Below are 25,374 nucleotides of genomic sequence, written 5' to 3'. Positions count from 1 at the left end.
AACGTTGTTTCAAACAGACTTATGCTTCGGGCCTGCGCTTGTCACGCGGCGAAATGCGCTGAACCGTCCAGGATCGGGCGGATAGTCGATGCGGCCAAATGCGCCCAACTCGCCCTTGCGCCGGGAGCCGGGTCGAGATGTAATAGGGTAAAACATCGCCCGCGCGGCATGCTTCGCGTGGGTGGAATTCAGGGAGAGCCACCCATGCACGGAACCGTCGATCTCGCCAGCGATTCCCATCTGCGGACCGCGCGTGATGCGGCCCAGTCCATGCCGCTGGCGGATTTCGACGTCAGCAATCCCGAGCTGTTCAAGACAGATTCATTCTGGCCCTATTTCGACCGGCTGCGCCGGGAAGAGCCGGTACATTACTGCAAGGACTCGATGTTCGGGCCGTATTGGTCGATCACCAAATACAACGACATCATGGACATCGAGACCAACCACGCGGTGTTTTCGTCAGCGGCTTCGCTTGGCGGCATTACCATTCGCGACGTCGCGCCGGACCTGCGCCGCGAAAGCTTCATCGCGATGGACCAGCCGCGCCACTCCGCGCAGCGCAAGACGGTGGCGCCGATGTTCACGCCGACCCATCTCGACGAGCTCGCGATCAACATCCGCAAGCGTTCCGCCGAATGCCTCGACAACCTTCCCAAGAACGAGGTGTTCGACTGGGTCGACCAGGTCTCGATCGAGCTGACCACGCAGATGCTCGCCGTGCTGTTCGACTTCCCCTGGGAAGACCGCCGCAAGCTGACGCGCTGGTCCGACGTCGCCACGACGCTTCCCGGCCCCGGCGGCGTCGTCGCTACCGAGGAGGAGCGGCAGGCAGAGCTGATGGAATGCGCCACCTATTTCGCAAGGCTGTGGAAGGAGCGCATCAGCCAGCCGCCGAAGAGCGACCTGTTGTCGATGATGGCGCATAGCGACGCCACCCGCGACATGGACCCGAAGAATTTCCTCGGCAATCTGATCCTTTTGATCGTCGGCGGCAACGACACCACCCGCAATACGCTGTCGGGCAGCATCTATGCGCTGAACAAGAATCCGGACCAGTATCGCAAGCTGCGCGACAACCCTGATTTGATCGACAGCTTCGTGCCCGAAGTGATCCGCTGGCAGACGCCGCTGGCGCATATGCGCCGCACCGCGCTCGAAGACATCGAATTCCGGGGGCGCCAGATCAAAAAGGGCGACAAGGTCGTGATGTGGTACGTCTCCGGCAACCGCGACGAGGACGTGATCGACCACCCCTACGACTTCATTATTGACCGCGCCCGCCCCCGCACCCACCTTTCCTTCGGATTCGGCATCCACCGCTGCGTCGGAATCCGGCTGGCGGAACTACAACTAAGGATTATCTGGGAAGAAATCCTCAAGCGGTACGATAATATTGAGGTGATAGCCGAACCGAAGCGGGTATATTCGAGTTTCGTCAAAGGCTACGAGACCCTGCCGGTCCGCATCGCCGGCTAACCCTGAAAGCCCTACCGGGATTTACGAACATGAACGTCCAGACTTCCATCAGAGCCGACAAGAAAGAGCTTCTGCGCGCCGCGCGCGAAGAGGCCTATTCGACGCCGCTCAGGGATTTTCACCCCGGTGCGCCAAGACTGTTTCAGAACGACACCCTGTGGCCCTGGTTCGAGCGGCTGCGCAAGGAGGAGCCGGTTCACTACTGCGAGAACTCGCCGATCGAGCCCTACTGGTCGGTGACCAAGTACAACGACATCATGCATGTCGACACCAACCACGGCATCTTCTCCTCCGACTCCACGCTCGGCGGCATCTCGATCCGCGACGTGCCACCCGGCTACGACTATCCGAGCTTCATCGCGATGGACCAGCCGCGGCACTCGGCGCAGCGCAAGACGGTGTCGCCGATGTTCACGCCGACGCATCTGGACGAACTCGCAAAGTTGATACGCGAGCGCTCGCAAAAGGTGCTGGACAATCTGCCGCGCAACGAGACATTCAACTTCGTCGAGCGAGTCTCGATCGAGCTGACCACGCAGATGCTGGCGACCTTGTTCGATTTCCCCTGGGAGGAGCGGCGCAAGCTGACGCGCTGGTCCGACGTCTCGACCGCGTTGCCCAAGAGCGGCGTCGTGGACTCGCCGGAGCAGCGGCGCCAGGAGATGGACGAGTGCTACGCCTATTTCTCAAAGCTCTGGAACGAGCGCGTCAACGCGCCGCCGAGGAACGATCTGCTGTCGATGATGGCGCATAGCGACGCCACGCGGCACATGGACCCCGACAATCTGATGGGCAACATCATTCTCTTGATCGTCGGCGGCAACGACACCACGCGCAACACCATGAGCGGCTCGGTGCTGGCGCTGAACGAGCACCCGGATCAATACCAGAAGCTGCGCGAAAACCCTGCCCTGATTGATACCATGGTGCCGGAAGTGATCCGCTGGCAGACGCCGCTGGCCCATATGCGCCGCACCGCTTTGGTCGATACCGAGATCGGCGGCAAGAAGATCAAGAAGGGCGACCGCGTCGTGATGTGGTACGTCTCGGGCAACCGCGACGAGGAAGGCATCGAGCGGCCCGACGAGTTCATCATCGACCGCGCCCGTCCGCGCACGCATCTGTCGTTCGGCTTCGGCATCCATCGTTGCGTCGGCATGCGCCTCGCGGAGCTGCAATTGAAGATCGTGTGGCAGGAAATGCTCAAGCGCTTCGACCGCATCGAAGTGGTCGGCGAGCCGAAGCGGGTCTATTCCTCCTTCGTGCGCGGCATCGAGCAGCTGCCGGTTCGCATTCCCGGATGAGCGCCGAGCTCAATCCGCCCGAACTGGCGGAAGCGATCAACGCCAAGGGTTTTCCCGGCGCGGCCGGTGTCCGTATCGTTGCCATCAAGCCGGGGTATGCCGAAATCGCGCTGGCGCGCCGCGAGGACCTGCTGCAGTTCTTCGGGCATTTTTTCGGCGGCGTCATCACCTCGCTCGCCGATCATGCCGCCGGAATCGCCATCACGTCCGCTCTCCCCAAGGGCAAGATCGGCGTCACCGTCGAGCTCAAGGTCAACTTCCTCAGTCCCGCCGACGGCACGGAGCTGATCGCCCGCGCCAAGACGCTGAAGATGTCGGGCTCGATCGGCGTCGCCACCATCGAGCTGTTTTCGAAGAAAGAAGAAGCCGAGACGCTCTGCGCCTTCGGCACCGCCACCATGCGCGCGATGGACCTGCCGGCCGAGTTGCGGCCGCGCTAGACGCGAACCCATAAATCCAGAATGGTCGGCGGACGTCCACTTTAGTGCGCATTTCCGGCTCACATCGGACGGAGCGTGAGGTCCGGAAAGTACCAACCTATGCGGACGTAGTGCTTCAGTCCCCGGCCTGGCGCGCCGTCGTGCCGCCTGCGCTGCTTGGCCAGATCCAGTCGCGGATTTGCGGCATGTCCTCCCCATGCTCGCGCACGTAGCGCGAATGCTCGATCAGCGCATCGCGGAATTCCTGCTTGATGTGGGCGGCCGCGATGCCGAGCCCTGGCACGCGCTCGATCGCTTCGATGGCGAGATGGAAACGGTCGAGCTGGTTCAATACCACCATGTCAAACGGCGTCGTGGTGGTGCCTTCTTCGGCGTAGCCGCGCACATGCATGCCGCCGTGGTTGGTACGGTTATAGGTCAGGCGGTGGATCAAATAGGGATAGCCGTGATAGGCGAAGATCACCGGTTTGTCGCGGGTGAAAAGGCTGTCAAAATCCCGGTTGGACAGGCCGTGCGGATGCTGCTCCTTCGGCTGCAGCGTCATCAGGTCGACCACATTGACCACGCGGATCTTCAAGTCCGGCAGCGCCTTGCGCAGCAGGTCGACCGCGGCGAGCGTCTCCAGCGTCGGAACATCGCCGGCGCAGGCCATGACCACGTCGGGCTCAGCATTGGGCGCTTCCGTGCCGGCCCACTGCCAGATGCCGATGCCCGCCTCGCAATGCGTGATCGCCTCGCGCATCGACAGCCATTGCGGGGAAGGCTGCTTGCCCGCGACGATCACATTGATGCGGTCATAAGTGCGCAGGCAATGATCGGCGACCCAGAGCAACGTGTTGGCGTCCGGTGGCAGGTAGACGCGGACGATATCGGCTTTCTTGTTGGTGACGAGATCGATGAAGCCGGGATCCTGGTGGCTGAAGCCGTTGTGATCCTGACGCCAGACATGCGAAGTGAGGAGATAATTGAGCGAGGCGATCGGGCGCCGCCAAGGCAGCGCGCGCGAGACCTTCAACCACTTGGCATGCTGGTTGAACATCGAATCCACGATGTGGATGAAGGCCTCGTAGCAGGAGAACAAGCCGTGTCGGCCAGTAAGCAAATAACCTTCGAGCCAGCCTTGGCAAAGATGCTCGCTCAGCACCTCCATCACCCGCCCGTCATGGGCAAGGTGGACGTCGTAGGGTTCGATCCCCTCCATCCAGATGCGATCGGTTGCCTCGAACACCGCGTCCAGCCGGTTGGATGAAGTTTCGTCCGGACCCATGATGCGGAAATTGCGTGCGTCCGCATTGAGCTTCACGACATCGCGCAGAAACCTGCCGAGCTCGCGCGTGGCTTCGGCGACCGTGCCACCTGGGCTGGGGAAGTCGACGGCATAGGAGCGAAAATCCGGCAGCTTGAGCTCGCGCTTGAGCAGGCCGCCATTGGCGTGCGGATTCGCCCCCATCCGGTGGTTGCCTGTTGGCGCGAGCCGCTGCAGTTCGGGCATAAGCCCGCCGTTCGCGTCGAACAGCTTCTCGGGCTCATAGCTGCTCATCCACTGTACAAGCAGTTTCAAGTGATCGGGATTGCCGCGTGGATTGGTGATCGGCACCTGATGCGCGCGCCAGAATCCTTCGACCTTTAGTCCATCTATCTCTTTCGGTCCCGTCCAGCCCTTCGGGCTCCGCAACACGATCACCGGCCATTGCGGCCGGTGGAAGCTGCTCGTGTGGTTACGCGCGCCTTGCTGGATCGAGCGGATGCTGGTGAGCGCGACGTCGAGCGCATCGGCCATGAGCCGATGCATCGCATGCGGATCGTCGCCTTCGACGAACAGCGGCTCGTGACCGTAGCCTCTGAAGAGACCGCGAATCTCCTCGTCGCTCATTCGCCCCAGCACGGTGGGATTGGCGATCTTGTAGCCGTTGAGGTGCAAGATCGGCAGCACCGCGCCGTCATGCACGGGACTAAGGAACTTGTTGGAATGCCATGATGCGGCGAGCGGGCCTGTCTCGGCCTCGCCGTCGCCGATCACGCAAGCCACGATCAAATCGGGATTGTCGAACGCGGCGCCGTAGGCATGCACCAACGCATAGCCGAGCTCGCCGCCTTCGTGGATAGAGCCCGGCGTTTCGGGCGCCGCATGGCTCGGAATGCCGCCAGGGAAAGAGAATTGGCGAAACAGCTTTCGCAAGCCATCCGCATCACGCGTGATGTCCGGGTAGACTTCCGTGTAGGTGCCTTCGAGATAGGTGTTGGCGACCATGCCGGGGCCGCCATGGCCAGGGCCGCAGACATAGAGGACGTTGAGATCATAAATGCGGATCGCGCGATTGAGGTGGGCATAAATAAAGTTGAGGCCCGGCGTGGTTCCCCAATGCCCGAGCAGCCGCGGCTTGATGTGTTCCGGCTTGAGCGGCTCCTTGAGCAGCGGATTGTCGAGCAGATAGATCTGGCCAACGGAGAGATAATTGGCGGCGCGCCAGTAGCGGTCGAGCAGTTCCAGGTCTTCGGCGGATGCTCGTTCGTTAGGATTTGTCATCAATTGCATGCTGACCTCCTGGGAAACATGCGAACAACCGACCCCCAAACCGCCGATCCGTTCCATAGCGTCAGGTTAAAATGCGAATTTGACGACAGGTGCTTGAGCCAGGTCAAAACGCGTGCCCGATGAGGAGGCATGGGATGATCCCGTCCAGGGCATCGTCCCTCGGCGCCTTCTCGCCGGCATGGTACTCTTCGCCACAACCGCAGCCGTGCGGTCCGTCTCAAGCGCGATCCGCCTGGTTCCGGTAGAGCCCGCCGCAGTCTTGTTTCCTTGGCTAGCCGCGACCGACAAGATGAGCCGCGGAGCGCCAAGCATGAAGCGACATCGCTTCGAGGCTTCGTACCGTGTCGACGCGAAGCAGTGCGGCGTCGGCGGTGAGCGTTCCATTGGCGACCGCGCCGAGCGTCGCGCTGCGATGGATACGCAGCGCTTCGCCAAGTTGCGTCGTACAACGCTCGAGCTCGGCAATCGCCTCGTCAGGCGGAATCGCGCGCGGACCGGCCATGGCGTCGGCGCCACGTGAGGCCGGCGCGACCTGTGGCGATCCAGCAACGCGGGGCGGCACCGCCACGCCGCGCGCAATCGCGGCTGCGCTCCGCATCGCTTCTGCGCATAGTTCTCCCGCGCGACTGTCCTCCGGCCCATCCCGCACCGAACCGAAATTGATCCCTCCGTTCGCCACTTCCGTCAGTCGAGACGCGCGGTCGAGTGCGTGCAGTGTGCTCGTGAGACGCCGTTGCTCGTCGTCGGTATCAGGCGGTCCGGTCACATCAGACAGGAATATTTGTGCCTGGCGCAAGGCGTCGGCCGCTTCCTGCACCGATACGGTGTCCTTGCCAAGACGGATTGGTTTGGCGCTGCCGGCCAGTGCCGCCTCGACCGAACCACACACGGTTACGAGCACCCGCGCGATCGTTCGCCGCACCGCTTCCACCGCCACGATCGGATTGGCGAGCGCCAAGGGTTCGAGGCACCGCGTAAGCGGTGAGCTACGCTCGGGCAGGATACGCTCGACCAGGCGCGTGAACCAGTCGATCAGGGGCAGCAGGACCACTACGCCGACAACATTGTACGCCGTGTGATACGCGGCCAGCAACGTGACGCCATCGACGGTGCTCGAGGCACGCTCAAGCAGAGGGATGACGACGGGAAAAAGCATCAGCGCGATCAGGGCGGCGATCAGCTTGAAAAGGATATAAGCGATGGCCAGCCGCTTGGCGGTGGTGCTCGCGCCGATCGCTGCCAGGGCCGAACTCGTTGCTGTTCCGATGTTCTGGCCGATAATCAGCGCGCAGCCTTGGTCCAGCCCGACCGCACCGGCGTAGTAGCCGGACAACGTGACGGCGACCGCGGCCGTCGACGACTGCATCAGCGCGGTCATCACCAGTCCGATCACGACCAGCACCAGCACGCCGAGCAGGCCCGACCACCACCGGCCTTCCGGACCTCCGAGAACCGCAGGCAGGTCCGCCGGGTGCAACCGTTCGGCCAGCCCACCCATGCCCTGCTGCAGGGTCGTCAGCCCGAACAGCACAAGCCCGAACCCGGCGAGAGCGGCGCCCGCCCCGGATAGTCGGCCGCGCGTCAGAAGCTTGGTCAACGCACCGACGAAGATCATCGGCAGCGCCGCGGCCGTGAGCGAGACACGGACGCCGATGAGCGCGACCAGCCAGCCGGTCCCCGTGGTGCCGACATTCGCGCCGAAGACAAGGCCCAACCCTTGCTGGAACGTCAACAAGCCCGCGCTGACGAGACCGATCGTCGTCATGGTCGTTGCACTGGAGGACTGCGTCAGGAGCGTGACGATAGCACCCCAAAAGGAGCCATGCAGCGGCGTCGCCGCCGCCTTGCTGAGCATCGCGCGCAGAGCGGAGCCGGCCAGCGTCTTCAGGCCCTCGGTCATCACGGTCATCCCAAGCAAGAACAGACCTACGCCGCCGAGTACCGAGATTGCCGTGGACATGCGGGCTCCTGAGGTGAATGACGATCAGGCCAGCTCTCGCACTGTAGCGCGGTTGTACCGATAACGCAGCAGGGGCTCGCATGAACAAAGCGATGTGCCGGACCAGGCATCACCAAACCCGGATGTCGCGGAGCCTGACATCGGGCGCGCACTCGCGCGACCCGTCGGCTCATTCGGGCTACGCTTGCTGACAGTTACCCGGTACCATCAAAATTGGTACATCCAGATTGCCGGCTTTCCGAACGTTTCAGTTTTCGTAACATCGCAACCACAGGAGCTCTCTTGTGCGCGCGCTCCGGCGAGAAAACCGCGTTGGCTCAATCCAGCCCCCTGTACCGCAGCCAAGGGCATGTATCTCGTCGGGGCGCGCAAGCAAGAATTGCCTGGCGCAACGCTCCTTGGGACGCGCTGATATTTGACCTCGAAGCGGAACGGCGATGAGCATGCGTGGTCGTTTTCACGAATTAGTCGAGTGTTTGATGTGTCGAGCACCAAACGCCGCTGGCCGGGTTGCATCGGCTGCGAACAGTCCGTTGACGAACGCCACGGCCGGCCAAACGCCTGGACGGACACGAGGCTTTCCGATGTGGACATTTCTTACAATCAATCCTCGCGCTGGTAGAAACTCGCGGCGATACCCGAGGAAATTTTCGAGCGCGAGATGCAGGGCAAAACCCTCAACGGGTACCGCGCGGTGAACTCCGATCAGTCAGAGGTGCTCCCGTCTGCGGAAGAACGACCACCGCCACGCTTACCAGATACTGCAAGCGAGATGGTATCGCCGCCGCGGCATACTTCATCCTCGGAACGTCATTGCATAGTGACTGTGCGCGCTATGGATCTGCCGGCCGAGTTGCGGCCGCGCTAGGTGTTGGAGCCGCGCGACTTCACAAGCCAGACCAGGGCAATAGCCAGTACACCAGTGCCGATTACGAGCCAAAGTGAGGCTTGTCTGCCGGTGAGCGTATAGGCGAGCAGAAAGCACATAAACCACATTGCGCCGATAGCCGGCACGATGGATCCGAGATGAGTTGGCATGAACGCTCGAGCCACCTTTGATTGCACTTCAGGCACCGTCTATAGCGCCTCCCTTTTGGTTGGTAAAGCTCCCAACTAAAATCTTTAGTTGAACCACTTTGTGAGCGGAATCATCATTCCGCTCATTTCCGCTTGTCGCAATATCGGCGGTGCATCACTCTTCCTGCAAGCCCACTCCCGGCGGCTGCTATGCCTGCGGTCGACGTTCCCTTGCAGCGCTGTCAGTCTGCGTGGCGTCCCTCAACGCACAGCCCAAAGCTCACCAGATTGAAGCGGCCTCCGTTGACACCGTCGAGCCGGGACACGACATATCCCGTACCGCCGACCGAGCTCACCGCCGAGGACGAAGATATGGACGCGCCCCGCAACATCGATCCCGTTCCCGCCGATTCCGACAATGCCGTCGTACACTGGCTGACGAACGAGACGCGCGATCAGCGCTTCATCGACAATATTTTCGCCGAGCTGTGCATGCGGCTTCAGCACGCCGGCATTCCGGTCAAGCGGGCGACGCTTCATCTCCTGATCTATCATCCGCAATGGCTTGGTGCCCGGATCATATGGGCGGACGGGATGCGCGAGGCGGAGATTGAACGGGTCGACTACGATGTGAGGGAGCGATCCGAGTATATCGGCAGTCCCGCCAGCGAAATCCTTGATGGCGCCACCGAGGTGCGCGAGAACCTCGAACGCGATTCCCCGCTCGGCCGCAGTCACGCCCTTTACGACGAGATGCGCGCGAAAGGCCTGACCGACTATGTGGCCTGGCCGCTGTACCATACGCTCGGCAAGCGGCACATCGTGACCTTCTCAACCGACCGGCCCGGCGGTTTCGACGACGCGCATATCGCCGAGCTGCGCAAGCTGTTGCCGGTTCTGGCGCTGGTCAGCGAAATCCGCATGAAGAATCGGCTGGCGCGAACGCTGCTCGAAACCTATGTCGGATCGCACGCCGGCGAACTCATTCTGGCCGGCGCCACAAGGCGCGGCAGCGGCACGACGGTGCGCGCCGCCATCATGATCTGCGATCTGCGCGAGTTCACAAAGATCTCCGACAACTGGCCGCGTGATGACGTCATCGATCTCCTCAACGGCTATTTCGACGCGATGTCGGAGCCGATCGTGCGGCATGGCGGAGAAATATTGAAATTCATCGGCGACGGCCTGCTCGCGATTTTTCCGCTCAGCCAGCCATCGGCCTGCGCCAATCTGCTGCGCGCCGTGACCGATGCTCGTCAGGCCATGATTGCCCTGAACGAAGCGAATGGAAAGACCGGCCGTGCGCCGCTGAACTACGGCATCGGCATCCACGTCGGTGACGTCATGTACGGCAATATCGGCTCGCGCACCCGGCTCGATTTCACGGTCATCGGTCCCGCGGTCAACATGGCTTCGCGGCTCGAGGCGCTCACCAAGCAATTGGGCAGGACGGTGCTGCTGTCGAAGGCGTTCGCCGAGCTGGTGCAGAGCGATTTCGACCTCGAACACGTTGGCGAACACCCCGTGCGCGGCTTCAGCGAGCCGATCGAGCTGTTTGCGTATCACGGCTGAACGACGAGCTGGCCGGCTGTTTCTATCGGGCTCGTCATGCCCGGGCTTGTCCCGGGCATCCACGTCTTTGCTTCAATCAATCAAGAAAGACATAGATGGCCGGGACAAGCCCGGCCATGACGAAAAGGGCCGCACACAGCGGCCCCTCTCCCACTTCAATATGTGGGGCGCAACGGGCTTGCTTCAAGACCCCTGATATCCCGTACAACCGCTGACCGAAGCCACAACCTGCGGGGTGACGAAATGGGTGCATTGACCGATCATGCGGTGATCATCGCCGGTGGAGGCCCCACCGGCCTGATGCTGGCCGGCGAGTTGGCGCTCGCGGGCGTCGATGTTGCCATCGCCGAGCGGCGCACCAGCCAGGACCTCGTCGGCTCGCGTGCCGGCGGGCTGCACGCCCGCACCATCGAGGTACTCGATCAGCGCGGCATCGCCGATCGGTTCCTCGCGCAGGGACAGGTGGCCCAGGTCGCCGGCTTCGCCTTTATCCGGCTTGATATCAGCGACTTTCCCACCCGGCACAATTACGGGCTGGCGCTGTGGCAGAACCATATCGAGCGCATTCTCGCCGGCTGGGTCGAGGAGCTTTCGGTGCCGGTCTATCGCGGGCGCGAGGTGACAGGTTTTACGCAGGACGACAGCGGCGTCGACGTCGCGCTGTCCGACGGAGCATCGCTGCGGGCGAAATATCTCGTCGGCTGCGACGGCGGCCGCAGCCTGATCCGTAAATCAGCAGGCATCGATTTCCCCGGCTGGGATCCGACCACCAGCCATTTGATCGCCGAGGTGGAGGTCGCCCGGGAGCCGGAATGGGGCATGCGCCATGACATCAGCGGCATCCATGGACTGAGCCGGATGGAGGATGGCGGGCCGGTCCGGGTCATGGTGACCGAACAGCAGCTTGGTGGCACCAGCGAGCCCACCTTGAACGATCTCAGCGAGGCGCTGATCGCGGTCTACGGGACCGACTATGGCATCCACAGCCCGACCTCGATCTCCCGCTTCACCGACATGACACGGCAGGCGGCGTCCTACCGCCAGGGGCGCGTGCTGCTGGCCGGCGACGCCGCGCATGTGCATTACCCCGCGGGAGGACAAGGCCTCAACACCGGCGTGCAGGATGCGGTGAATCTCGGATGGAAGCTGGCCCAGGTGGTCAAGCAGACGTCGCCGGAAAGCCTCTTGGATAGCTATCACGCCGAGCGCCACCCGGTCGCGGCGCGCGTGCTGTGCAATACGATGGCGCAAGTCGCGCTGATGCGTCGTCCCGACGACCGCGTCAAGGCCCTGCAGGAAACCATGTCCGAACTGCTCGGCATCGACGAGCCGCGCAAACGAATTGCGGCGATGATGTCCGGCCTCGACATCCACTACGACCTCGGCGAGGGACACCCCCTGCTGGGCCGCCGCATGCCCGACCTCGACCTCATCACCTCGGACGGTCCGCTGCGCACCTTCGCCCTGCTGCATGATGCCCGGCCGCTGCTGCTCAACCTCGGTGAGCCCGGCGCCTTCGACATCACGCTGTGGGCGGATCGGGTACGGCAGGTCGACGCCCAATATGCCGGTGCGTGGGAGCTTCCGGTGCTTGGCGCAGTCACCGCTCCCAGCGCCGTGCTGATCCGGCCTGACGGACATGTGGCCTGGGTTGGCGACGAGGCCCGGTTTGGACTCGCTGCCGCGCTGACCAATTGGTTCGGCCCCCCTGCCACGGCGTAGCTGAAGGGTTTTCGCGACCGGCTACGCCGATCGAGCCATTGACAAAAAAATTTGTCAATGTACGCTACCGCCATGATCGACATCGAAGTAATCAGCGATCCGGCGGTTGCGGTAGCCGCCCTTGACCCAATGCGAAGCCGGTTGCTGGCCGAACTCGCAGAGCCCGCGTCTGCGGCGATTCTGGCGACGCGCGTGGGATTGCCTCGTCAGAAGGTGAACTATCACCTGCGCGCGCTCGAAGCGTGCGGGTTGGTCGAGGTCGCGGACGAACGGCAGTGGGGCGGATTGACCGAGCGGCTGCTGGTGTTGTCGGCCAAATCGTTCGTTGTTTCGCCCGAGGCCTTGGGCGCGGTCGCCGCCGATCCGAAACGCAGCAAGGATCAGCTCGCGGCCAGCTATCTGATCGCACTCGGTGCCCGGATCGTTCGCGAGGTCGGCGATCTCTGGAAACGCGCACGAAAAGCCGACAAGCAGCTTGCGACCTTGGCGGTTGATACAGAGGTTCGCTTCGCGTCTCCCGCGGCCCGCGTGGCGTTCACGCATGAGCTGACGCAAGCCATCACCGAGCTGGTCAGCCGCTACCACGTTGCGAGCGCTTCGGCCGGCCGTAACCATCGATTGGTGATCGTGTCTCATCCTTTGCCTCAAGCGTCTCACTGAAAGGACGGACCATGCCCGTAAAGAAGGAACCGTCTGGCCGTCGCAGCGTCGAGGCCAAGGTTGAAGTCCCCGGCACACCCGAAGAGGTCTGGCAGGCGATTGCGACAGGTCCCGGCATCTCGTCGTGGTTTGTGCCGACGACGTTGGACGAGAAAGTCGGCGGCCGTACCAAATCGAACTTTGGCCCGGGAATGGATTCCGATGCCAAGATCACCGTTTGGGAGCCGGCCAAGCGCTTCGTTGCCGAAACGCACGAAGGACCTGGCGCGGTGGCCACCGAGTGGACCGTCGAAGCCAAGGACGGCGGCACATGTGTGGTCAGGGTCGTTCACAGCTGGTTCGCGGATACCGACGATTGGGATGGCCAGTTCGAGGGGCACACCTACGGCTGGATCGCATTCTTCCGGAACCTGCGGCTCTATCTGGAGAAATTTCGTGGGCAGTCATCGACGATCGTCGCGCTTTCCGCGATGTCGAACGACACCAATGCCTGGGACCGCCTGGTCGGCCCGCTCGGCTTGGCTGAGGCAAGCGCCGGTGCGCGCTTCGCGACACAAGCCGGAACGCCAGAGTTGCGCGGCATCGCAGAAGCCGTCAATCCTCCGCAATGGCCAATGGTGCAATTGCTGCTCGAGCACCCGGCACATGGACTCGCACATCTCTTCGCCATGCCGATGGGAGGGACAACTTTGCTGTCGATCCGTCTCTACCTCTACGGCGACGCAGGGCGCGCCGTGGCTGGTCACGTCGAGGCCGATTGGCGGCGTTGGCTTGATCGTCAATTCCCACCACAGCCGTAGACATTGCGCATCGGCAGCTTCAGACCACAGCGGTCATTTCCGGTAAGCTAATCAAGCGGCGTTGGCGAGTTGGCGCGACACCGACAGGATGGTGGCCTGGATCTGCTGGCTCGCTTCAATTCGAGTCTGGCTACCGTGCCGCGACCGGGTCAGTCGCGTGCCATTCAATTCCGATGTGTTGCTTCCCGATCCTTCGCGGCCTTCACCTGTTGTTCGAAAGCTGCGCCGCTTTCGAGCAGTGCACGTTGTCCGAGGGCGAAGCGGGCGGACAGACTTGCTGCAATTCGTGTGCGACGTCGGCGGCCATCCGCCCGATCTGGTCGGAAACGTCGGGCAGATCGTCGTCGATGCCAGCGGCATCAGCGGCGAGGAAGGCGGCGAGCAGCAGCGCGCCGCCGGTTACCAGGCGCCGTGAGATGGCGCCGAACATGGGCCTACCGCACAGGCTTCATGTAGTTTGCCACGAGATGGTCGGCGACCTTGCGACCCATCGCGTCTCCGACCTCCAGCGAATTGCGGAAATGAATGCCGCCCCAGATGCGCACTTCTTCGTGCTCCTTGGCCATCTGCGCAAAGCTGGTGAACTGGCGCGAAAGGCGCGCGTCGGACGTATCGGTCGCGGTGAAGCTTTCCGTCCCGTTGCCGAAAACAGCTTCCAGAACGCCTCGCGCCGCACCCGCGTTGATTCCCGCCTGCGACGGGTATTCCGGGTGCATCGGCGTGGTGTTCAGCGGCAGCCAGCCGGCGTCGCGCTCGGTCGCATCGTTGCCGTCCTGGTCGCCGTTGCGGATCGCGGTGATCGGTCGCCAGAAATTATACTGAAACTTGGCGTCCCAATCGACGATGAAGCAATTGGCGAGTGCCATGGACATAAGCGCGAATACGCGCGCGCTTTCTGCAACAGGGAGATTGTGACGCGCGGATGCCTGCCTGGCCGCCTGGAACCATGCCGGCCCGAGGTTGGCCTGGGTCCAGAAGCGCACGGCGTCGGACTGCGCGTCGGTCCGCTTCGTGCTCTTCGCGCCGCCCATTTCCCTGGTTTCGTTGTAATCGCGCGCGTAAAGGGCACTGTTGAGGGCTGGGGGTGGAGCCGGGCGGAACTGACTGGCGCTGTCCATGCCCCACGGCTTGGCCGTCGCATATTGCGGGAAGATCGGCGGCGTGGTCGGCACCCAGACACCAGGCGTGGTGAGCGGACGATATGTGTCGGGCATGTTTGTCGCGTCGCTCTGCCGTTCCGCGAAAACGGCGTCCGCAACGGTTTTACCCAGATCGATACCTGCGGCCCGTGCGGGATTGTCCGGAATGGATTTCATCGTCTCCGCGAAGGCTGCCTCAATCCGCTCCTTCTGGCCGGGATACTGGCGCATGAGAATTTCGCGGGCCGCCGCCGCTGCCGCGGCCTCGGCCGAGGCATTCGGGTTAGCTGGAAGCTCCGGTATGTAACGTGAATATCGGCTCTGCACCGAGTTGACCGCGTCAGACATCGACACGTTCACCAGGGCCATGCTGCGCGTCCAGGGATTGCCGGCGACGTTGACGGCCTTCATTACGTCCATTGCAGTGTTGTTCCAGTCGCCGATGACATCAGCGCGGACCGGTGTATGAGCGGAAATCAGGGCCAGGCCGACGATTGCAACTTTCAATACGTTCATCGTTGCCTCCTTCGAAAAGTTGAATTTTCGAAATGACTCCAAAAATGGGGTGTGGATGTACCTCCGTAATCATCTTGTCGTGCGCACAGCCGCAATCGCGCCCGTTACGCGCAAGCGTCGCCCCAACGACCAAGAGCCTTTGCAGGCTTCGCCAAGACAGTACTTAGCGATCGTCGGGCTTGCGCTCAGCCGTATCAGTTGTCGGAGCCGACATCGCGGACCAGCGGTCGTCAAAACTCGCAGCCGGTAGCTCATTCGCGTCGACCGGGAGGTCTTTCGCAGTCGTACCGGCGGAGACGACAGTGCCGTCGTTCCAATGCAAGTGCGACTTCATGGTGGCGGCGGTTGCGGCGACCGCGAGCAGGGCGACAGCCACGAACCCAGTAATCGTTCGATGTCTCGTCATCAGAACCTCCGTGATCCGGAAGCCCCCTTAGGTTGGGTCACGGGAACCTCGCGAAAGTTCAACAGCGATGCGACAAGTGTGGATTGCGCTAAATCAAACTTCGGACGCCGAGGTTGTCCGAATTTCAATAACCACTCAGCGTGTCTCTCACACTTTCAGGGAGGTCCACATGGCAATAGGGAAGTTGTTGGTGGTAGGCGCCACCGCACTGTCGCTCGTCGGGTCCGCGGCATATCCCGCGCTAGCTCAGGAGAAGTTGGTCGGCACCTATGGTGAGGTCCGCACCGTCTTGTCCTTCAAGGTGACTGAGTCGGCTCTCCAAAAATTCGTACCCGCCGGCTGGCAATCGAACCCGGTCGGTAGTGGGCCCTCAAAAGGGGCCAACGTACTTTTAGTTCTTATCGACGCTATTACTATCCAAGGTCCGGACGGGAAGCCCGAGGCAACCGGGCAAGGCGCCGTACTGGTGTTCCTGGCGAAGAAAACGGGAACGGAAGCGACGGCGCCAATGGTCTTTGCCGGGTTCGTGTCCAACGCCGGCAACGTTCCGGGTGCATATGGTGCCTTCGAGCTTGCCAAGGCGACCGTTGCGCGAACGACACGCACTGATCCAGAGGGCAGATCGAGCGCAGAAGAATCGTGGGATTTTAGCGCCAATGACAACGCGGGCGTCTCGGTCCAATTGCAATTCGGCCACGCGCCCACTGCGAGGACCAAGGTGGAAGCGCGGATCTACTCAGCAAAGATGCCGGATTTCTATCGCATCTACCGGATCGAGCAGGCAATTGACGTCGTGCGGAGCAGTGAGACTGGGGTCGATCGAGTCCAGAAAGTTGCATTCAAGATCAAAGGCTCGAACATTGCGCCGCTTTTCGACGGCTCAGAGAAACTGGTGAGTATTGCGTCCATTCCGTGGTACACGCGCCAAGTCTCTCTTCCGAGCGGGGGAACGCAGTGATCTTGATTGGCAGTCGGTTCCGGCGCTTCGGAGCTATTCGCGGCTGCCGATGACCGTACCTTAGCCGGCTGAGAACGGCAGGCACATTGACGCTTTCGGCCGCGCCCGGCGCGGCCGACCTGCTCACCGCAATTCCCGCATGGCAACCGACTACGGTCCGGTCTGAAGCAGAAGTCCGCTTATCTTTCCTTCCGGTGTCATAAAAATCCGCCAGATCGCCAAGCCATTCGTGAATCGGACTTCATAGATGTCAAAGCCACCACCACCGACTCCTCTAAACGAGATCGATTGCAGCTGCCCCAATTCTTCCAGGGCACGCTTGAGGTTCGGCAGCTGCCGGCGCGTGAGTTCGGCCAATGACGGCATCATCTCGTCGTAGTTCGGCTGTGCGGCCTGAAGCGATTCGATGGTGTGACGTAGCGCCGCTTCACTGCCCTGCTGCGCAATGCCGTCCTTCATCCGCTTTGCGAGTTGCTCGGCTATGCGGTCCGCCTCCGCCTTGTCGATTCGCTTCGCGGTTTGCTCCAGACCGCCCTGATGCAGGATCAGCGCATTGGCTCGCCCCTGCGGGTCCGTGATGAAGGAAATCTGGGCATGGACGACCTTGGCGAAGAATTTGGTTGAACTCTCGGGATAGATTTGCACTCGCGGCTGGCTAGGAAGCTGCGTGAAGAATTGATCGCCTTCCCGCGTGACGGTGAAGACCTGCCCCACCAGCAGGTAATAGCCAACGTAATTGTCGAATATCTTCGGATCGATGGGAGCCTCTGTACGCGGCTGCGCCTGCTCTTGCGCGCGTTTTGCGATCGCGTCGGGATCAAATGTCATTGCACTGTCCGCTCTTGGAGATGAAGGGGTCTGCGCCACCACGCCGGTCGAGATTGCCGCCAGCGGCAGAATGCAGGCGATGATTGCCGCGCGTGTCTTCCAATCGACCTTTCTTGGCAGACAGGTTTCTGCCAGAAGCTGTTCGACCCGTCGCGCGACGGTTTCGGATCTCGCCATGGCCAGGCTTATCGGACCACGCGGTCCACGCCCCAGCCCGACAAGAAGCTCGGCATAGCGGATGCGATCTTCGATATCTTCAATCGCCGAGGCGTCGCTTCTGGCTTCCGCCAGATAGACGATCTGGCTATTGATCCACCAGGCCAGAGGATTGAACCAAAAAAACGGCCCTGTTGATCGCCGCCAGCAACAGCAGATAGAAATCGCCTCGACGCACATGCGATTCCTCGTGAGCCATAATTGCGCGCCGGTCCAGAACATCCCAGGTGCCGTAATGTGCAGGCAGGAGAATGGTTGAGCCGAACGTCCCCGGTGCCGCGATCTCGGGACTTGAACGCACGTCCCTGCCCACGGTCCAATCCTCGTGGACGGGATGCGCCGATACCCGCAGCCGCCAACTGAGCACGGTGCCAATCGCCAAGCGCAGCAGAAGCCAGCCGGCAACCGACAGATAGATCGCGGCGGCAAGCACGCTCCAATTGAAATGCTGCGAGATTCCGCCATGCGGCGTAACAGGAACGGGGACGAAGTCTGGCGTGTAAGAGGAGATCGAGCTACTTCCCGTCAGAACGACAAGAGCAGACGACACGTCTGCTCCCAAAGTGAAAATCGGCCGGCCGACCAGAAGGGGGGACGCAAGAGAAACGAGCAAGACCAACCGCCATACCGACATCAGGAGGTGCGGATTGCTCACGCGCAGCGCCTTCAATCCAAGCCAGACCGCCACGATCAGGATGGATGAGCGGATCGCGGCTTCGACGACGATTGCCAACATCACTTCCTCTCGTTCTTTGCCTGCGCAATCTTCTGCGACAGCAGTTCGAGCTGCTTCTTGTTCAGCATCTTGGCGTCTACGATGCCGACGAGCACATCCTCGATCGAGCCGTTGCAGAACCAGGCGGCGATACGCCTAACTGCCTTCGCTGCCACTTTCCGGCGATCCTCAACCGGACGGAACAAAAACGTCCGCCCCTCGACCTCGTGCGCGACGAAGCCTTTTTCTTCCAGCCTGCGCAGCACGGTGCGCACGGTGGATTCCTTTAGCGGTCGATCCAGCCGCTCCCGCACCGATTCCGCGGTGATCGGCGCATGAGCCCACACGAGCAGCATCACCTCTCGTTCAAGCTCGCCGAGCTCCGGTAGATCATCATCCATCATATGCGACCTTCGATAACGTTACAACGTGTAACATATAGAAGCGACATTGGTCAACGGTTTGCCAGGCGGCCACGATCAATAGCACTGCTTCGACAATTTCATTGAAAGGCGTCAGCGACTTACGCCCTATACAATTGCGGCATGACAGCTGTAGCCAGATGAGAATGCCGCCCTCGGCCGTTTTGCTCTAAGCCAATCGCCACGGCCCGATATCAGCTCAGGCGAGCCTGATGTCCCAGAGGCCCTCTTCGCGGCAGGCGATCAGCTCGTCGCGAAGCAATTCGGTGACCAGCGCAATCGCAGTCGAGCCGGGATGATCGATGGGAGACGCAAGGGTCAGTTCGCGCATCGGTGACGGTTTTGCTATCGCCGCCACCTCCAGCCGGCCGCTGGCGACTTCGTTTCGCACCGAGGACGGCGGCAGCAGCGTATATCCCAAGCCTTCCTCAACGAGGCTCGTCAACACGCGGAACGAATCCGCTTCCAGCTTGACGTCGAGTTTCAATTTCTTCTTCGCCGCCGCCTGCTCGATCAGCGCCCGGAGGCCGTGCGAATGACTTGGCAGCACGAGGCGCTGTTTCAGCAGCCAGCCGATATCGACCTGCTTCTTTTTCGCAAGGCCACTGCCGCGCGGCCCGACGGCGACGATCGGATCGCGACCGAGACCTTGCACGGCAAGATGCAGATCGCTCGACGGACCATAGATCAGCGCCAGGTCCATTTCGCCGCGGTGCAGCCATTCGGTCAGATGGCCGCTGTAGCTTTCGACGATGCAGAGCGAGATGCCCGGATAGGTGTCGACGGTGCGCCGGGCGAGCCGCGCCGAAATCACGCAGCTCACGGTCGGCACGAGGCCAAGCACCACGCGGCCCGAGGGCGGTCCGCCGGCGGACTGGATCTCGTCGCGCACCTGGTCGATCTGCCGGACGATGCCGGCCGTCCTTGCAAGCAGAAGCCGGCCGGCATCCGTCAGCACCATGCCGCGGCCGTTCCGGGTGAACAGCTCGGCGCGCAATTCATGCTCGAGCAGCTTGATCTGCCGGCTCAGCGCCGGCTGCGCCACGCGAAGCGTGTCAGAAGCCTTGCTGAGGCTGCCGAGCTCGGCCACGCAACTGAAAGTCCTGAGCTGCCGGATATCCATCGCTTGCCAATCTTCGAAGGCAGGTTCATACGCTATAACAATTCAGCATAGGGGCACTGCCGCCGTTTCACAACGGCCCGCGCCTTAGGCAATTGACATCAACCACCATCAACGCCCAAAAAAAACCAATGACCGCACAAGAACAACAAGACGAATTCCACGACATCCGCGACGCCGTCGCCAAGCTCTGCGCCCAATTTCCCGGCGAATACTGGCGCAAGCTGGATCGCCAGATGGCGTATCCGAAGGCGTTCGTCGATGCGCTCACCGAGGCCGGCTATCTCTCAGTGCTGATCCCCGAGGAATATGGCGGCTCCGGGCTGAAGCTCTCGGCCGCGGCGGCGATCCTGGAAGAGATCCAGCGTGCCGGCTGCAACGGCGGCGGCTGCCATGCCCAGATGTACACGATGGGCACCGTGCTGCGGCACGGCAACGACGCCCAGAAGGCAAAGTATCTGCCGGCCATCGCCAGCGGCAAATTGCGGCTGCAGGCGTTCGGCGTCACCGAGCCGACCAGCGGCACCGACACCTCCTCGCTGAAGACCGTCGCCAAGCGCGACGGCGACCACTACATCGTCAACGGCCAGAAGATCTGGACCAGCCGCGCCGAACATTCCGACCTGATGATCCTCTTGGCGCGCACCACGCCGAAGGAACAGGCCAGGAAGCGCACCGATGGCCTCTCCGTGTTCATCGTCGACATGCGCGAGGTGAAGGGCAAGGGTCTGGAGATCCGCCCTATCAGAACCATGATGAACCACGCCACGACAGAAGTGTTCTTCACGGACATGCGGGTGCCGGCCGAGAACCTGATCGGCGACGAGGGCAAGGGCTTCCGCTACATCCTGTCCGGCATGAACGCCGAGCGCATTCTGATTGCAGCGGAATGCATCGGCGACGCCAAATGGTTCATCGCAAAAGCCACCGGCTATGCCAAGGAGCGCGCCGTGTTCGGCCGTCCGATCGGCCAGAATCAAGGCATCCAATTCCCGATCGCCAAGGCTTACGCCGCGATGCGCGCCGCCGAACTGATGGTGAAGGAAGCCACCCGCAAATATGAAGCCGGTCTCGATTGCGGCGCGGAAGCCAACATGGCCAAGATGCTGGCGGCGGATGCCTCCTGGGAAGCGGCGAATGCCTGCGTGCAGACCCATGGCGGCTTCGGCTTTGCGGAAGAATACGACGTCGAGCGCAAGTTCCGCGAAACGCGGCTGTATCAAGTCGCGCCGATTTCGACCAATCTGATCCTGTCCTACGTCGCCGAGCACGTGCTCGGCCTGCCCCGCTCCTATTGAGAACGCCAGATGCTGCCATTGGAAGGATTGATCGTCGTCTCCGTCGAACAGGCGGTCGCCGCCCCGTTCTGCAGTTCGCGGCTGGCGGATGCCGGCGCACATGTCATCAAGGTCGAGCGCCCCGAGGGCGATTTCGCCCGCGGCTATGATGCGGCGGCGAAGGGACAGAGCAGCTATTTCGTCTGGCTCAACCGCGGCAAGAATTCGCAAGTGATCGACCTCGCGACCAAAGAGGGCCGCGCCGCGCTGGAAGAGCTGATCGCGAGCGCCGACGTGCTGTTGCAGAACCTCAAGCCGGGCTCGATGGACAAGCTCGGCTTCTCGCTGGAGCGCCTGAAGAAGGACTATCCGGCGCTGATCTGCTGCACCATCTCCGGCTATGGCGACAGCGGCCCCTATGCCGACCGCAAGGCCTACGATCTGCTGATCCAGGCCGAGAGTGGGCTCGCCTCGATCACCGGCGGCCCCGAGGGTCCGTCGCGCGTCGGCATCTCCGTCGTCGATATCGCCACCGGCGCCACCGCGCATGCGGCGATCCTTGAGGCGCTGATCGCGCGCGGCCGCACCGGCAAGGGCGCCGATATCCGCATCTCGATGTTCGACGTGATGGCCGACTGGATGGCGGTGCCGCTGATCAATTCGGAAGCCGGCAATCCGCCGAAGCGGATGGCGCTGGCCCATCCCTCGATCGCGCCCTACGGCGTGTTCAATTCCAAGGACGGCAAGGGCATCCTGATCTCGATCCAGAGCGAACGCGAGTGGAAGAAGCTTTGCGCCGAGGTGATTGATAAGCCCGACCTGCCGAACGATCCGCGCTTTGCCAACATGGTCGAGCGCGTGCGCAACCGCCAGCTCACCGACAAGACGGTAGCCGATGCCTTTGCTTCGATGAATCGCGTCGAGTTGCTCAAGCGCCTCGACGAGGCCGACATTGCCTTCGCCGAGGTGAACACCATGGCCGATCTCGCCGTGCACCCGCATCTGCGCCGCATCGAGGTCGATACGCCCAACGGCAAGGTGAGCTATGCCGCGCCCGCCGCGATCTTCGTTGGTGAAGACAGGCACTATGGCCCCGTGCCCGCCATCGGCGAACACGTCGAACTTCCCGCAGCCCGTATCAAAAGCCTGAAGTCATGACCGAAGCCGCCGCCAAACTCGATCTCGACCATCTGCGCCAATGGATCGGCCGCAGCACGGAAGCATCCGACATCGTCACTGCACAACTCGTGAAGGGCCTGCGCGCGACGCTGTTTCAGGACATCGGCGAGCCCCAGACGGGTGACGCCGCGCCGTGGACCACGCATTGGTGCCTGGCGCAGCCGGTGTTTCCGATGTCGATGCTCGGCCCCGACGGGCATCCCACGCGCGGCGGCTTCCTGCCGCCGGTGCCGCTGCCGCGCCGGATGTGGGCCGGCGGCGAGATCGAGTTCATTGAGCCCTTGCGCGTCGGCGATGAATCGACGCGAACCTCGCGGATCGCAGATGTGACGGTGAAGACCGGCTCGACCGGCACGCTGTGCTTCGTCTCCGTCGAACACACGGTCACGACACCGCGCGGCGTTGCCGTCCGCGAGCGGCAGGACATCGTCTATCGCGATATCGGCGGCACAGCGCCCGCTTCCCCGCCGAAAGCCCCTCCTCCGCCGCCGGTCGCAAAGCATCGCGAAAGCCACGTCAGCGATCCCGTGCTGCTGTTTCGCTATTCGGCGCTGACCTTCAACGGCCACCGCATCCACTACGACCGCGACTACGTCACCAAGATCGAGGGCTATCCGGGGCTGATCTTCCATGGTCCCCTGCAGGCCGCCCTGATCGTCGAATTCGCGGCAAAACTTCACGGCGACTCGGCGCCGAAGAAATTCAGCTACCGCGGCGTGCAGCCGCTGTTCGAAGGCAGCGAGTTCTCGATCAACGCCAACGAGACCCACGCCGGCATGGAACTGTGGATCGCCAACGCCGAGGGCCAACCGACGATGAAGGGCACAGCGACCTGGTAGGGTCGCCACCCGCCAACAACTTCGTTGACGTTAGCGGGTCGACCGCTCGCCATCAATCGCAGACGGTGCCGGCGCACCAAAAGCGCCGCGAATGAAATAGAAGACGCTGCACACGCAGGGCACTGCGAGCGCCACCCACGAAAACGCCCACCAGATGCCGCCTTCTCCGATCAATGCCGAGAGGCCGGCCACGGTAATAACAGCCAGCACCGCAGGACTGGTCCATTGCCGAGAACCCGATCGGACGACGGTCATTCGGCAGCCCCCGCCTCGACGGCAATGGCGGCATTTTCCATCCTCGCAGAGCGCCGCTTCGCGATCCACAGGTACAAGCCGCTCCCGAGAATAATCACAGAGCGCCGGTCAGGGGCCATGACTCCTGAAGCGACACGCGCGCGGCATAGGTGCCATTCGTGATGCGGTGACAGTCCAGCTTGCCGACCTCCGTGCCGCCGCCCTAATCTTGCTCTCGCGTCGAAGAGAACGTGACCAAGAAAAGCAGAGGGAACCGACAGGCCATGGGTCAGGCGAGTACAGCGCGCCCTCCCGAAACGGGAGCTTTTGATGCCGTCGTGGTCGGCGCCGGCTTTGCCGGCCTCTACATGCTGCATCGGTTGCGGGGGCTCGGATTCACGGCCCGGGTTTACGAGGCCGGCGGCGGCGTTGGCGGGACGTGGTATTGGAATCGCTATCCCGGAGCCCGCTGCGACGTCGAGAGCCTGCAATATTCCTTCTCGTTCTCGGAAGAGCTGGACCAGGAATGGAACTGGTCGGAGAAGTATTCGCCGCAGCCGGAAATCCTCGCTTACGCCAACCACGTCGCCGACCGCTTCGACCTGCGCAGCCAGATCGTGTTCGACACCCGCGTCACGGCGGCAACCTTCAACGAGGAGACCGATAGCTGGCTGATCGAGACGGATCGCGGCGACTGCGTCACGGCAAGATTCTGCATCATGGCAGTTGGCTGCCTGTCGGCGCCGAACCGTCCGGCCTTCCCGGGCATGGATGACTTCTGCGGCCCGATCTATCATACCGGCGAATGGCCGCACGAAGGCGTCGACTTCACGGACTTGCGCGTCGGCGTCATCGGCACCGGCTCGTCGGCAATCCAGTCGATCCCGATGATCGCGCAACAGGCGTCGCAACTCACCGTGTTCCAGCGCACCGCGACCTGGTCCGTGCCGGCGTGGAATGAGGCACTGTCGCCAGAATATTTGAAGGAAGCCAAGGCGCATTATCCGGAACTGCGCGCGAAGGCGCGCGCCCGTCCGACCGGCTTCTATTTCCCGTTCAATACCCAGCCGGCCCTGGAGGCGAACGCGCAGGAGCGTCAGCAGCAATACGAAGCGGCGTGGCAGCGCGGCGGACTTCCCTTTCTCGGCGCCTACGGCGACCTCCTGTTCGAAAAGTCGGCTAACGATACGATCGCCGAATTCGCACGGCAGAAGATCCGCGGCATCGTCAATGATCCCGCGACCGCCGAGTTGCTATGCCCGCAGAACGTGTTCGGCTGCAAGCGGCTCTGTGTCGATACCGACTACTTCCAGACCTACAACCTGCCGCATGTGAAGCTGGTTGACGTATCCCAGACGCCGATCGAGCGATTCACCAAAGATGGCATCGTGGTTGATGGCACCGAATATCAGTTCGACGCCGTCGTTTCCGCCACTGGCTTTGCCGCCATGACCGGCTCGTTCGACAAGATCGGGATCACCGGCCGCGGCGGCCGTACGCTCAGCGAGAAATGGCGCGCCGGCCCCCGCGCCTATCTCGGCCTTGCTTCGGAGGGATTTCCGAATCTCTTCATGATCACCGGCCCCGGCAGCCCGTCGGTGCTGGCCAGCATGATCCAGGCGATCGAGCAACATGTCGACTGGCTGGCCGATTGCCTCAGTCACATGCGCGATGTCGGCGCCCGCAGCATCGAGCCCGTTCAGGCAGACGAGGACGCCTGGGTCGCCCACGTCAACGACGTCTCGACGGTTTCGCTGCGTTCGACCTGCAGCTCCTGGTATGTCGGCACCAACATTGCCGGAAGGCCTCGCGTGTTCATGCCCTATATCGGCGGCTTTCCGATCTATGTGCAGAAGTGCAATGAGGTGATGAACAATGCCTATGACGGCTTCGTTCTGAAGGGTGCGCGCTCCAGCAATACGCCGCCGCAGGTGCGCTTCACCGAACGTTGGCAGGTGCCGCTGGACATCGAGGTTATTTCGCCGGCCGCGGTGGCGGCGAAGCGCGTCCCCGTCGTTTGAGCCAGGAGGAGACGAGA

At 62.4% G+C, this 25,374-nt stretch carries 22 protein-coding genes; 12 read left to right on the top strand and 10 right to left on the bottom strand.

The genetic code is table 11. The features are described 5' to 3' along the window. The first annotated feature begins 204 nt into the window (after positions 1-204). The 3 genes from LMTR21_RS05000 to LMTR21_RS04990 are packed head-to-tail and all read left to right on the top strand — an operon-like array spanning position 205 to position 3,220. Positions 205-1,476, top strand: a complete 1,272-nt coding sequence (locus tag LMTR21_RS05000) for a cytochrome P450 (RefSeq protein ID WP_065751003.1) — start codon at positions 205-207, stop codon at positions 1,474-1,476. Between the two features lie 29 nt (positions 1,477-1,505). Next, positions 1,506-2,780: a cytochrome P450 gene (locus tag LMTR21_RS04995; RefSeq protein WP_065751002.1), complete on the top strand. Its 1,275-nt coding sequence runs from the start codon at positions 1,506-1,508 to the stop codon at positions 2,778-2,780. Next, the gene (locus LMTR21_RS04990; protein WP_065751001.1) at positions 2,777-3,220 is read left to right on the top strand and encodes a PaaI family thioesterase; all 444 of its coding nucleotides are present in this window, start codon (positions 2,777-2,779) and stop codon (positions 3,218-3,220) included. The genes LMTR21_RS04995 and LMTR21_RS04990 overlap by 4 nt, the downstream gene beginning before the upstream one ends. A gap of 115 nt (positions 3,221-3,335) precedes the next feature. Here the strand turns inward: LMTR21_RS04990 and LMTR21_RS04985 are convergent, their stop codons facing one another. Continuing rightward, positions 3,336-5,747 (bottom strand): phosphoketolase family protein, encoded by a 2,412-nt coding sequence (locus LMTR21_RS04985; RefSeq protein ID WP_141688116.1) that lies wholly within the window; start codon positions 5,745-5,747, stop codon positions 3,336-3,338. A gap of 280 nt (positions 5,748-6,027) precedes the next feature. Beyond that, positions 6,028-7,716, bottom strand: a complete 1,689-nt coding sequence (locus LMTR21_RS04980; protein ID WP_065751000.1) for a Na/Pi cotransporter family protein — start codon at positions 7,714-7,716, stop codon at positions 6,028-6,030. 1,389 nt (positions 7,717-9,105) lie between these two features. Between LMTR21_RS04980 and LMTR21_RS04975 the strand changes: the two genes are divergently transcribed. From LMTR21_RS04975 to LMTR21_RS04960, 4 genes are all read left to right on the top strand, one after another. Beyond that, the gene (locus LMTR21_RS04975) at positions 9,106-10,305 is read left to right on the top strand and encodes an adenylate/guanylate cyclase domain-containing protein (RefSeq protein WP_065751035.1); all 1,200 of its coding nucleotides are present in this window, start codon (positions 9,106-9,108) and stop codon (positions 10,303-10,305) included. Between the two features lie 243 nt (positions 10,306-10,548). Beyond that, positions 10,549-12,027: an FAD-dependent monooxygenase gene (locus LMTR21_RS04970; protein ID WP_065750999.1), complete on the top strand. Its 1,479-nt coding sequence runs from the start codon at positions 10,549-10,551 to the stop codon at positions 12,025-12,027. Between the two features lie 72 nt (positions 12,028-12,099). Further along, a complete protein-coding gene (locus LMTR21_RS04965) occupies positions 12,100-12,687 on the top strand; it encodes an ArsR/SmtB family transcription factor (RefSeq protein WP_065751034.1) in 588 nt (195 codons plus the stop codon). Between the two features lie 11 nt (positions 12,688-12,698). After that, entirely contained in the window at positions 12,699-13,487 is a 789-nt protein-coding gene (locus tag LMTR21_RS04960) for an SRPBCC family protein (protein ID WP_065750998.1), read from the top strand. 202 nt (positions 13,488-13,689) lie between these two features. On the opposite strand, the gene LMTR21_RS04955 is transcribed toward LMTR21_RS04960, so the two are convergent. The 3 genes from LMTR21_RS04955 to LMTR21_RS04945 all read right to left on the bottom strand — a co-directional run bounded on the left by LMTR21_RS04955 (position 13,690) and on the right by LMTR21_RS04945 (position 15,548). Continuing rightward, positions 13,690-13,917, bottom strand: a complete 228-nt coding sequence (locus tag LMTR21_RS04955) for a hypothetical protein (RefSeq protein ID WP_065750997.1) — start codon at positions 13,915-13,917, stop codon at positions 13,690-13,692. A 4-nt stretch (positions 13,918-13,921) separates the two neighbouring features. After that, complete coding sequence (locus tag LMTR21_RS04950; protein WP_065750996.1) at positions 13,922-15,142, bottom strand: vanadium-dependent haloperoxidase; 1,221 nt, start codon at positions 15,140-15,142, stop codon at positions 13,922-13,924. 163 nt (positions 15,143-15,305) lie between these two features. Beyond that, positions 15,306-15,548: a hypothetical protein gene (locus tag LMTR21_RS04945; protein ID WP_065750995.1), complete on the bottom strand. Its 243-nt coding sequence runs from the start codon at positions 15,546-15,548 to the stop codon at positions 15,306-15,308. A 169-nt stretch (positions 15,549-15,717) separates the two neighbouring features. On the opposite strand from LMTR21_RS04945, the gene LMTR21_RS04940 reads away from it, so the two are divergent. Beyond that, the gene (locus tag LMTR21_RS04940; RefSeq protein WP_141688112.1) at positions 15,718-16,506 is read left to right on the top strand and encodes a hypothetical protein; all 789 of its coding nucleotides are present in this window, start codon (positions 15,718-15,720) and stop codon (positions 16,504-16,506) included. A 150-nt stretch (positions 16,507-16,656) separates the two neighbouring features. On the opposite strand, the gene LMTR21_RS04935 is transcribed toward LMTR21_RS04940, so the two are convergent. From LMTR21_RS04935 to LMTR21_RS04920, 4 genes are all read right to left on the bottom strand, one after another. Further along, positions 16,657-17,730, bottom strand: coding sequence for a DUF3471 domain-containing protein (locus LMTR21_RS04935; RefSeq protein WP_187399311.1), 1,074 nt, complete (start codon positions 17,728-17,730; stop codon positions 16,657-16,659). After that, positions 17,639-18,286, bottom strand: coding sequence for a M56 family metallopeptidase (locus LMTR21_RS04930; RefSeq protein ID WP_065750992.1), 648 nt, complete (start codon positions 18,284-18,286; stop codon positions 17,639-17,641). Before LMTR21_RS04930 ends, LMTR21_RS04935 begins: the two co-directional genes overlap by 92 nt. After that, positions 18,286-18,666 (bottom strand): BlaI/MecI/CopY family transcriptional regulator, encoded by a 381-nt coding sequence (locus tag LMTR21_RS04925; RefSeq protein WP_065750991.1) that lies wholly within the window; start codon positions 18,664-18,666, stop codon positions 18,286-18,288. Before LMTR21_RS04925 ends, LMTR21_RS04930 begins: the two co-directional genes overlap by 1 nt. A gap of 220 nt (positions 18,667-18,886) precedes the next feature. Further along, a complete protein-coding gene (locus tag LMTR21_RS04920) occupies positions 18,887-19,810 on the bottom strand; it encodes a LysR family transcriptional regulator (RefSeq protein ID WP_065750990.1) in 924 nt (307 codons plus the stop codon). A gap of 128 nt (positions 19,811-19,938) precedes the next feature. On the opposite strand from LMTR21_RS04920, the gene LMTR21_RS04915 reads away from it, so the two are divergent. From LMTR21_RS04915 to LMTR21_RS04905, 3 genes are read left to right on the top strand one after another with little or no spacing between them, the layout of a single operon-like run. Further along, positions 19,939-21,105, top strand: a complete 1,167-nt coding sequence (locus tag LMTR21_RS04915) for an acyl-CoA dehydrogenase family protein (protein ID WP_065750989.1) — start codon at positions 19,939-19,941, stop codon at positions 21,103-21,105. A 9-nt stretch (positions 21,106-21,114) separates the two neighbouring features. Then, the gene (locus LMTR21_RS04910) at positions 21,115-22,242 is read left to right on the top strand and encodes a CaiB/BaiF CoA transferase family protein (RefSeq protein ID WP_065750988.1); all 1,128 of its coding nucleotides are present in this window, start codon (positions 21,115-21,117) and stop codon (positions 22,240-22,242) included. Beyond that, complete coding sequence (locus tag LMTR21_RS04905) at positions 22,239-23,102, top strand: HTD2 family dehydratase (protein ID WP_065750987.1); 864 nt, start codon at positions 22,239-22,241, stop codon at positions 23,100-23,102. Before LMTR21_RS04910 ends, LMTR21_RS04905 begins: the two co-directional genes overlap by 4 nt. 30 nt (positions 23,103-23,132) lie before the next feature. Here LMTR21_RS04905 and LMTR21_RS04900 read toward each other — a convergent pair whose 3' ends face one another. Next, complete coding sequence (locus tag LMTR21_RS04900; RefSeq protein ID WP_141688110.1) at positions 23,133-23,357, bottom strand: hypothetical protein; 225 nt, start codon at positions 23,355-23,357, stop codon at positions 23,133-23,135. A 263-nt stretch (positions 23,358-23,620) separates the two neighbouring features. Between LMTR21_RS04900 and LMTR21_RS04895 the strand changes: the two genes are divergently transcribed. After that, entirely contained in the window at positions 23,621-25,357 is a 1,737-nt protein-coding gene (locus LMTR21_RS04895) for a flavin-containing monooxygenase (RefSeq protein ID WP_065750986.1), read from the top strand. Positions 25,358-25,374 lie beyond the last annotated feature (17 nt).

The sequence above is a fragment of the Bradyrhizobium paxllaeri genome (assembly GCF_001693515.2).
Lineage (GTDB): Bacteria > Pseudomonadota > Alphaproteobacteria > Rhizobiales > Xanthobacteraceae > Bradyrhizobium > Bradyrhizobium paxllaeri.
The sequence above is the reverse complement of the archived record's forward strand: the minus strand, read 5'-3'. Positions and strand labels throughout refer to the sequence as shown.

What these genes read in the sequence shown, in the direction of transcription:
- LMTR21_RS05000 (WP_065751003.1), top strand. Translation starts at nt 205, where the DNA reads ATGCACGGAACCGTCGATCTCGCCAGCGATTCCCATCTGCGGACCGCG.
- LMTR21_RS04995 (WP_065751002.1), top strand. Translation starts at nt 1,506, where the DNA reads ATGAACGTCCAGACTTCCATCAGAGCCGACAAGAAAGAGCTTCTGCGC.
- LMTR21_RS04990 (WP_065751001.1), top strand. Translation starts at nt 2,777, where the DNA reads ATGAGCGCCGAGCTCAATCCGCCCGAACTGGCGGAAGCGATCAACGCC.
- LMTR21_RS04985 (WP_141688116.1), bottom strand. Translation starts at nt 5,747, where the DNA reads ATGACAAATCCTAACGAACGAGCATCCGCCGAAGACCTGGAACTGCTC.
- LMTR21_RS04980 (WP_065751000.1), bottom strand. Translation starts at nt 7,716, where the DNA reads ATGTCCACGGCAATCTCGGTACTCGGCGGCGTAGGTCTGTTCTTGCTT.
- LMTR21_RS04975 (WP_065751035.1), top strand. Translation starts at nt 9,106, where the DNA reads ATGGACGCGCCCCGCAACATCGATCCCGTTCCCGCCGATTCCGACAAT.
- LMTR21_RS04970 (WP_065750999.1), top strand. Translation starts at nt 10,549, where the DNA reads ATGGGTGCATTGACCGATCATGCGGTGATCATCGCCGGTGGAGGCCCC.
- LMTR21_RS04965 (WP_065751034.1), top strand. Translation starts at nt 12,100, where the DNA reads ATGATCGACATCGAAGTAATCAGCGATCCGGCGGTTGCGGTAGCCGCC.
- LMTR21_RS04960 (WP_065750998.1), top strand. Translation starts at nt 12,699, where the DNA reads ATGCCCGTAAAGAAGGAACCGTCTGGCCGTCGCAGCGTCGAGGCCAAG.
- LMTR21_RS04955 (WP_065750997.1), bottom strand. Translation starts at nt 13,917, where the DNA reads ATGTTCGGCGCCATCTCACGGCGCCTGGTAACCGGCGGCGCGCTGCTG.
- LMTR21_RS04950 (WP_065750996.1), bottom strand. Translation starts at nt 15,142, where the DNA reads ATGAACGTATTGAAAGTTGCAATCGTCGGCCTGGCCCTGATTTCCGCT.
- LMTR21_RS04945 (WP_065750995.1), bottom strand. Translation starts at nt 15,548, where the DNA reads ATGACGAGACATCGAACGATTACTGGGTTCGTGGCTGTCGCCCTGCTC.
- LMTR21_RS04940 (WP_141688112.1), top strand. Translation starts at nt 15,718, where the DNA reads ATGGCAATAGGGAAGTTGTTGGTGGTAGGCGCCACCGCACTGTCGCTC.
- LMTR21_RS04935 (WP_187399311.1), bottom strand. Translation starts at nt 17,730, where the DNA reads ATGTGCGTCGAGGCGATTTCTATCTGCTGTTGCTGGCGGCGATCAACA.
- LMTR21_RS04930 (WP_065750992.1), bottom strand. Translation starts at nt 18,286, where the DNA reads ATGTTGGCAATCGTCGTCGAAGCCGCGATCCGCTCATCCATCCTGATC.
- LMTR21_RS04925 (WP_065750991.1), bottom strand. Translation starts at nt 18,666, where the DNA reads ATGGATGATGATCTACCGGAGCTCGGCGAGCTTGAACGAGAGGTGATG.
- LMTR21_RS04920 (WP_065750990.1), bottom strand. Translation starts at nt 19,810, where the DNA reads ATGGATATCCGGCAGCTCAGGACTTTCAGTTGCGTGGCCGAGCTCGGC.
- LMTR21_RS04915 (WP_065750989.1), top strand. Translation starts at nt 19,939, where the DNA reads ATGACCGCACAAGAACAACAAGACGAATTCCACGACATCCGCGACGCC.
- LMTR21_RS04910 (WP_065750988.1), top strand. Translation starts at nt 21,115, where the DNA reads ATGCTGCCATTGGAAGGATTGATCGTCGTCTCCGTCGAACAGGCGGTC.
- LMTR21_RS04905 (WP_065750987.1), top strand. Translation starts at nt 22,239, where the DNA reads ATGACCGAAGCCGCCGCCAAACTCGATCTCGACCATCTGCGCCAATGG.
- LMTR21_RS04900 (WP_141688110.1), bottom strand. Translation starts at nt 23,357, where the DNA reads ATGACCGTCGTCCGATCGGGTTCTCGGCAATGGACCAGTCCTGCGGTG.
- LMTR21_RS04895 (WP_065750986.1), top strand. Translation starts at nt 23,621, where the DNA reads ATGGGTCAGGCGAGTACAGCGCGCCCTCCCGAAACGGGAGCTTTTGAT.